General features: G+C 58.4%; 5 protein-coding genes. All 5 read left to right on the top strand.

All coding sequences use genetic code 11. The features are described from left to right. A partial coding sequence (locus FJ222_11070) for a restriction endonuclease subunit R (protein MBM4164961.1) occupies nucleotides 1–952 on the top strand: 952 nt, incomplete at its 5' end. 12 nt (nucleotides 953–964) lie between these two features. Further along, nucleotides 965–1,762 carry a four helix bundle protein gene (locus FJ222_11065; GenBank protein ID MBM4164960.1) on the top strand — a complete coding sequence of 266 codons (798 nt, stop codon included), beginning with the start codon at nucleotides 965–967 and terminating at the stop codon, nucleotides 1,760–1,762. 43 nt (nucleotides 1,763–1,805) lie between these two features. After that, complete coding sequence (locus FJ222_11060) at nucleotides 1,806–4,364, top strand: restriction endonuclease subunit M/S (protein MBM4164959.1); 2,559 nt, start codon at nucleotides 1,806–1,808, stop codon at nucleotides 4,362–4,364. Beyond that, nucleotides 4,361–6,580, top strand: coding sequence for an AAA family ATPase (locus FJ222_11055; GenBank protein MBM4164958.1), 2,220 nt, complete (start codon nucleotides 4,361–4,363; stop codon nucleotides 6,578–6,580). The genes FJ222_11060 and FJ222_11055 overlap by 4 nt, the downstream gene beginning before the upstream one ends. 3 nt (nucleotides 6,581–6,583) lie before the next feature. Beyond that, nucleotides 6,584–7,327 (top strand): hypothetical protein, encoded by a 744-nt coding sequence (locus FJ222_11050; GenBank protein MBM4164957.1) that lies wholly within the window; start codon nucleotides 6,584–6,586, stop codon nucleotides 7,325–7,327. The last annotated feature ends 334 nt before the right edge of the window (nucleotides 7,328–7,661 follow it).

Raw genomic sequence — 7,661 nt, 5'->3', positions numbered from 1 at the left:
CTCGGGCAACTTCATCCCCGCCTACAAGACCAGCAAGGCGCGGGTGTGCGTCACCGTGGGCATGATGACCACTGGCTACGACTGCACCGACATCCTCAACCTCGGCCTGTTCCGCCCCATCTTCTCGCCCACCGACTTCATCCAGATCAAGGGGCGGGGCACGCGCAAGCACGACTTCCTGGAGCAACTCTTCGACGACACCCTCCGCGCGGGCGTCGGCCAACCGCGGAAAAGCGCCTTCAAGCTCTTCGACTTCTTCGCCAACTGCGAGTACTTCGAGACCGAGTTCAACTACGACGAGGTCCTCAAACTGCCGCGCCCGACGACCAAGCCGCGCGACGGCGGCGGCGGACCGGTCGTGTACGAAGGCGCCTACGAACACCTCGGCGCCGACATCCTCGCCTCGATCCGCGAGGAGACGATCGGCTACGAAGGCATGAAGATTGACCGCATGTTCTTCGAGCGCTTCGGGGAGACCGTACGCGACGACCCGGTCATCGCCGCCGCCGTCGAGGCCGGCCAGTGGGACCGCGTGATTGACTACGTCAACCGCGAGGTCTTCGACAAGCCCGAGGAGTTCTACAACCTCGACAAGCTCCGCAAAGCCGCCGCCGTGGACCGGCGCATCACCCTGCGCGAGATCCTGGAGAGGGTCTTCGGCATGATCCCGCGCTTCAAGAGCAAAGACGAACTGCTCGAAGAGGAGTTCGCCAAGTTCGTCGCCGACCGCGTACCCGAACCGCCCTCCGCCATCCCGGCGATCAAGCACTACTTCAAGGCCTATGTCACCAGTGGCCGCGTGCGCGACATCATTGACCACCGCCAGTTCACCGATCTGGCCACCAACCCCGTCTTCTCGACCCGCGACTTCAAAGCCGTGCCCGAGAAGTACCGCGCCCTCGTACCGGAATACGTCAAGGATTATGTTTCGCTGAACCAATTCGCGGCGTAGGGGAGGAAAATTATGGGTAATATCCGGAACAGCGGTGGCTATCGCGAGTTACGCACGTTTCAGACCGCCACCGTGATCTACGACGCGACGTACTGGTTCTGCGAGAAGTTTCTCGATCCGCGCTCGCGCACGGTGGACCAGATGATGCAGGCCGCGCGTAGCGGCCGTCAGAATATCGCGGAGGGCAGCCGCGCCTCCGCAACCTCGTCACAGACAGAGCTTCGACTGGTTAACGTCGCGCGCGCCAGCATCGAGGAACTGCTCCTCGATTACGAAGACTTCCTGCGTCATCGCCGCCTGCCCCAATGGCACCCCGACAGCGCGGATGCCATGGCCGTTCGCGACATCGGGCGGCGGCATCCGGCCGATGATCCGTCCGATCGGTCTGATCCGTCCGATCCGTCCGATCAACCCCCAGCACAAGCGCTCACCCGCATCGCCGACGACCGGCGCTACGCTACCTATGCCCCCTGGCTCGACCACGCCGACCCCTGCGTGCGCGCCAATGCGCTGATCTGCCTGATCCATCAGGCCAACACCCTGCTCGACCGCCAGATCGCCGCGCTGGAACGTGATTTCATCGAGGAGGGTGGCTACAGCGAACAACTCGCCACCGCCCGCCTGGCCCATCGGCAACAGAAGAATCGGACGGATCGGACGGATCGGTCTGATCCGCCCGATCCCATTCCGCCCTGCCCGCAATGCGGCAAACCCATGGCCCTGCGCACCGCCAAGACCGGCATGAACGCGGGCAGGCAGTTCTGGGGCTGCACCGCCTACCCCGAATGCAAAGGGATCGTTGACGTCTGACCGATTGGTCCGATCCGTCCGATCAGTCCCCAAGGAACCCGCCATGCTCGATACCGACACCAAGCGCCGCATCGACACCGCCCGCGACATCCTCGTCGGCAAGGTGCCCGACCCCAAGTCCCAGGTCGAGCAGATCACCATCGCCCTGATCTACAAGTTCATGGATGACATGGACGCCGGGGCCGAGGAGCTGGGCGGCCACCGCAAGTTCTTCGCCGGCGAATACGCCCGCTACGGCTGGGCCAAGCTCATGCGCTCCGGGCTGGGCGGTCACGAGACCCTCAACCTCTACGCCGAGGCCATCGCCAAAATGCCCGAAAACCCGGGCATCCCGCCGCTCTTCCGCGACATCTTCAAGAACGCTTATCTGCCCTACCGCGACCCCGAAACCCTGCGCGCATTCCTCAAGATCATTGACGAGTTCGCGTATGACCACTCCGAGCGCCTCGGCGACGCATTCGAGTACCTGCTCTCGGTCCTCGGCAGCCAGGGCGACGCCGGCCAGTTCCGCACCCCGCGCCACATCATTGACTTCATGGTCGAGGTCGTGGACCCCAGGAAGACTGACGTCATCCTCGACCCCGCCTGCGGGACCGCCGGCTTCCTGATCTCCGCCTACAAGCACATCCGCAAGGCCAACACCGACAAGGACGGCCACAGCACCCTCACGCCCGACGAGCGCGGACGGCTCGCCAACAACATGAGGGGCTACGACATTGACCCCAAGATGGTTCAACTGTCGCTCTCGAATATGTACCTGCACGGGTTCACCGACCCGCACATCCACGAGTACGACACCCTCACCTACCAGGACCGATGGAACGAGTACGCCGACGTGATCCTTGCCAATCCGCCCTTCATGTCGCCGAAGGGTGGCATCAAGCCGCATAACCGTTTTTCCGTGCAGAGCAAGCGCAGCGAAGTTCTTTTCGTGGACTACATGGCCGAGCACCTCACCCCCAACGGCCGCGCCGGCATCATCGTGCCAGAGGGGATCATCTTCCAGAGCCAGACCGCCTACACCCAGCTCCGCAAACTGCTGGTCGAGGAATACCTCGTCGCCGTCGTCTCCCTGCCGGCAGGCGTATTCAACCCGTACGCCGGCGTCAAGACCTCAATCCTCATCCTCGACAAGACGCTGGCCCGGCAGACGCAGACGATTGCGTTCTTCAAAATCGAGAAGGACGGTTATGGGCTTGGGGCGCAGCGGCGTGCCCTCTGCACCGAGATGGGCGACAAACCGGAATTGTGCCCAAAACACAGCGACTTGCCCCAGACGCGCGCCGAGATCGCCGAATATCTGCGCCGTTTGCGGGCGCGGGAACCGATGACCGAGTACACTCCGACGCTTGGGTTGGTCGTGTCGAAGGAAAAGATCGCCGCCAACGGCGACTACAACCTCAGCGGAGAGCGGTATAGGGAGGGGGTTGTCTCCAACACGGCATACCCGCTTGTGCCCGTTGGCCGATTCATGAAGGACGGCGTAAAGACGGTTGATCCGCGAACAGCACCGGACGAACTCTTCGAGTTGTGGAGTATCCCCGCGTTTGATGCAGGTCGCCCTGAAATTCTGCGCGGTACTGAGGTCGGCTCCCAAAAGAAGGTCGTTGCTCCCGGCGATGTCCTGTTGTCGCGAATCATTCCGCATATTCGCCGAGCATGGGTCGTTCACGAAAACTCAGATGGCCGCCGGCAAATCGCATCAACCGAGTGGATTGTCTTTTCGAGCGCCGACATTGCGCCCGGGTTTCTACGCCAACTTCTTGTTTCCGACTTCTTCCATGCCTCGTTCATGCAGACGATCACCGGAGTTGGCGGCTCACTCTCTCGCGCCAATCCGGGAGCGGTCGCCGAAATCCAAATCCCCCTCCCACCGCTCCCCATCCAGCAGGAGATCGTGGCGGAGATCGAGGGGTACCAGAAGGTCATTGACGGCGCCCGCGCCGTCCTCGACAACTACCGCCCCCACATCCCCATCCGCCCCGAGTGGCCGATGGTGGAGTTGGGGGAGATCGTCGTTGAACTTGAGTCCGGCGTCAGCGTCAATTCGACGAATAGAACCGTTTCTGATGGTGAGTTCGGAATCCTCAAGACCAGTTGTGTCACCAGTGGTGTCTTTGACTCTGCTGAACACAAGTCCGTGCTGCCCGAGGAGCACTCAAGACTCCGCTGTCCCGTTCGCGGCAACACCATAATTATCAGCCGAATGAACACCGAGGCGCTCGTTGGCGCCAATGCCTTCGTCCCTCAGGACTATCCGAATCTCTTTTTGCCAGACCGCCTTTGGCAGACCGTCATTTCTCGCGCTGATGTCGAAGTTCGATACGTGCAAACCGTGCTTGCGTCAAAGGAATGCCGGGAGAGAATCAGCTCTTTGTGTGGCGGGACGAGCGGAAGCATGAAGAACATATCGAAACCACAGTTGCTGTCGCTGAGAATCCCCCTCCCGCCCCTCGAAACCCAACGCGCCATTGTCGCCGAGATCGAAGCCGAGCAAGCACTGGTGGCCGCCAACCGTGACCTGATCGCCCGTATGGAGAAGAAGATCCAAGCCACCCTCGCCCGTGTTTGGGGGGAAGATGCGCAAGGGAACACACCATGATCGAATCCATCAGTATCGCCAAAACCGCAACCTTTGGCACTACGCCCGAGCAACTCACCGCACTTTCTCAATTCAATTTTTTATTCGGCTCTAACGGCACGGGGAAAACGACGATCAGCCGTGTTATTGCAGATGATGCGAAGTTCCCAACGTGCAAGGTTACATGGAGGGCTGGGACAAAACTCCAGCCGCTGGTTTACAACCATGACTTCATCGAGAGGAACTTCACTGAGATGAAAGGGGTGTTCACATTAGGGGAGAAACAACGCGACACTCTCGACAAGATCGCTGCGGCCAAAGGCGAACTCGATGCTCTGACATCCAAAATTGAGAACCTTACTCTGGGCCTGCAGGGTGCCGACGGAAATAGCGGCAAGAAAGGGGAGTTGGCTACGCTGGAGAATGAATTGACAGTCAGGTGCTGGAAGCAAATGAAGAAGCATGAAGCGAAACTGGACGAAGGCTTCAAGGGCTTCCGGAACGACATGGAGAAGTTCAAGGCGAAAGTGCTTCAGGAGCATGTCTCGAATACCGCGACGGTCCTCACCTTGGCAGATTTGGAAAAGAAAGCGGAAAGCCTTTTTGGCCCCACGCCTACGATGGAGGCATCGGTTCCCGCTGTCGATACATCCAAACTGCTTGCACACGAAACGAACCCCATTCTGATAAAGCGGGTTATCGGCAAGGAAGACGTTGATATAGCCACAATGATTAATAAGCTCGGGAACAGCGACTGGGTCCGTGAAGGCCGGAGATTCTTTGAGGGTAACGATCAAGTATGTCCATTTTGCCAACAAGCGACCACTGACGCATTCGCTCAGAGTCTGAACGAGTATTTTGACGAGACGTTTGTTGCGGAAAGCAAGGCGATCAACGACCTCGCCACGAACTACGCCACTGAAGCGGCCCGGATTCAGCAAGTAATCGCCGCAATCATTACTTCACCATCGAGATTCCTTGATGTTGAGAGGGTGAAGACCGAGAAGGCGTTGCTTGACGCGAAAATCACACTGAACAACCAGCGGCTTGCCGGAAAGAAGAAGGAGGCAAGTCAGTCGGTCGAGTTGGAGTCGCTGAGCAATGTCTGTGCAGTAATAAAGGCATTGATTGACGCGGCCAACACCCAGGTGGCTGCACACAACAAGATGGTTACGAACCTTTCTGCCGAGCGCGCAACTCTGACGGCACAGATATGGAAATTCGTTCTTGAGGAACTGAAGACCGATCTTGCCGTGTTTAAGACGGCAAAAGATGGCTTGGCCAAAGCCATCACGGCGATGACGGACCAGATTGCATCTGCCACGGAGGACAAGGCGAAGAAGGCCGCCGAGATTCGCGACCTGGAAAGACAAACCACAAGCATCCAACCGACCATTGACGGCATCAATAGTCTCCTGTCATCGTTTGGTTTTCAAGGCTTCAAACTTGCTAAAGCGGCCAGCGGGACATCCTATAAGTTGGTGCGACCGGATGGCTCCGATGCCAAGGCGACGTTGAGCGAGGGTGAGAAGAGTTTTGTCACTTTTCTGTATTTTTACCATCTGCTTAAGGGTAGCGACTCAGACAGCGGAATGACAACTGACCGGATCGTGGTTTTCGACGATCCGGTTTCCAGTCTCGACAGTGACGTTCTCTTCATCGTAGGGAGCCTCATCAAGGGGTTGTTCGATGAGGTGCGATCTGGAACCGGCCACATCAAGCAGATATTTGTCCTCACACATAACGTCTACTTCCACAAGGAGGTAACCTATACCCCAAAGCAAAAGGGCATATCGCCGAACGAGCGAACATTTTGGATCGTTCGAAAGTCCGGGTTGGTTACGAAGATCGACAAGCACCCGACTAACCCTATAAAGACATCGTACGAATTGCTTTGGTCCGAAATTCGCAAGCCCGATCGTTCAAACCTCACCATTCAGAACACGTTACGGCGCATTTTGGAAAACTACTTCAAAATTCTGGGTGGGATAGAATTGGACCAACTCTGCGCGTTGTTCGAAGGGCAGGAGAAGAAGATATGCAGGTCGTTGTGCTCGTGGGTGCACGACGGTTCACACTATGCGCATGACGACCTTTACGTTTCGATTGACGGCACGATGGTGGACTCCTACCTGAAGGTGTTCAGGGCGATATTTGAGAAGTCAAAGCACATTGAGCATTACAAGATGATGATGGGCGATGCCTTCGTAGAAGAACCGGCCCCGATGGAGGCGTGAGCCATGGAAGACGCCGCCGAACTGGGTAACTATCTGCCGCTCTCCTTCAAGACGAAGAGCGAGCAGGACTATATCGCCTTCCTGTGGGACGCCTTTGAGACCAACTACACCCACGGCAAATACCAGTTCGCCTTCCTCGCCTACCACATGCTCACCATGAGCTTCGTCTATTTCAACATCTGGCAGATCAAGCAGACCGAGCCCGGCGACTTCGCCAAGGGACTGATCGGCTTCGGCAAGGACGTGGAAAAGAACCTGCTCGAAGCGAGCTCGCCCTTTGTCTTCAGCACCGTCAACGAGCGCACCATCCTGCGCTTCCTCAAACTGATCGCCTGCGACAACGGCCAGATTGGCACCTACGCAAAACTGGTGGATGACCGCAACGACACCGCTCACACCAACGGCAACATCTTCTTCAGCACCGCGGCCGCACTTGACGCCAAGATCACTGAGATTCTGCGTATCGTGGACGAGATACAGACCCACTCCAAGCCGGTCATCGAGCGCTGCTACCGCGAGTTTCTGGTCAACAGTGCCGATCCCGAAGAGCGCTACTACGCCGACCCGGCCGACCAGATTCGCGAGGTACTCATCCACGGCAATTACATGTCCCAACGCGACATCGACATCTGCCTCGCCTTCGACATGGAGACCCTGCACGAGCACGAAGGCATCGCCGCCATTCGAGAACTACACGCCACACTCATCAAGGACTACAAGACCGATGAATCCAATACCCCGGCATAACAAACGGCTTCTGCGTACGTCGCTCCGCGCCGCCGCAGAGCCGTAACGTTCACCCCTCATCCCCCGCTCGCATCCCGTCGATCTCCCGCACCACCCAGCCTACCAGGGACGGGCCTTCTGATTAACTCTGACCCTGACACGGGGCCAACCTTCCGTCTCTCTCACACGTCGCCGACCTGGCAGCCGGACGCCACCGTCCGCCCGGACCGCCGCCTCCACGAGCAACGCGCCTTCGCGTCAGCGCCATTTCAGCTTTTCAGCTTTCAGTTTTCAGCTTTTCAGCTTTCTGTCAATGTGTCTGGCGGCAGTGGCGGTAGTGCCTTGATGCGGCCGT

Source organism: Lentisphaerota bacterium, assembly GCA_016873675.1.
Classification (GTDB): Bacteria; Verrucomicrobiota; Kiritimatiellia; order RFP12; family JAAYNR01; genus VGWG01.
The sequence above is the reverse complement of the archived record's forward strand: the minus strand, read 5'-3'. Positions and strand labels throughout refer to the sequence as shown.